This window comes from Mesorhizobium sp. M1D.F.Ca.ET.231.01.1.1, from assembly GCF_003999155.2.
Taxonomy (GTDB): Bacteria; Pseudomonadota; Alphaproteobacteria; order Rhizobiales; family Rhizobiaceae; genus Mesorhizobium.
Genome location: NZ_RZOZ02000192.1, coordinates 1 through 315, shown reverse-complemented (window position 1 = coordinate 315; position 315 = coordinate 1). Strand labels below are relative to the sequence as shown.

Genomic DNA, 315 nt, shown 5'->3' with positions numbered 1-315 from the left:
GACGGCGATGTGGCCAAGCGCTTGGCTGGACGTGTCGCCGCCGGCGATGATCACGCGCTTCAACTTTTGCGCGACGGCCAATGCGCGAAGCAGTTCGCCGAGGCCGCGGCCGAGCTTGTGGCGGGCGCCTTCCTGGCGGTCGATCTCGGCGCCGCGGTCGGCGGCCGGACCAAGTGCGGTGTAAAGGACGACGCTACGCCCTGCCTGCAGGCTGGCCTTGCCGGCTGCCGCCGCGCGCGCGATTGCTTTGTCGGATTCCTCCGAGACCAGCTCGACTGGATCGACCTCGACGCCGTCGAAACCGTCGCCCATCGC

1 protein-coding gene is annotated in these 315 nt (G+C 69.5%); it reads right to left on the bottom strand.

Annotated elements, in window-relative coordinates; all coding sequences use genetic code 11:
• The coding region (locus EN874_RS32915; protein ID WP_281061468.1) for a nucleotide-binding domain containing protein at positions 1-315 on the bottom strand (315 nt) is incomplete at both ends.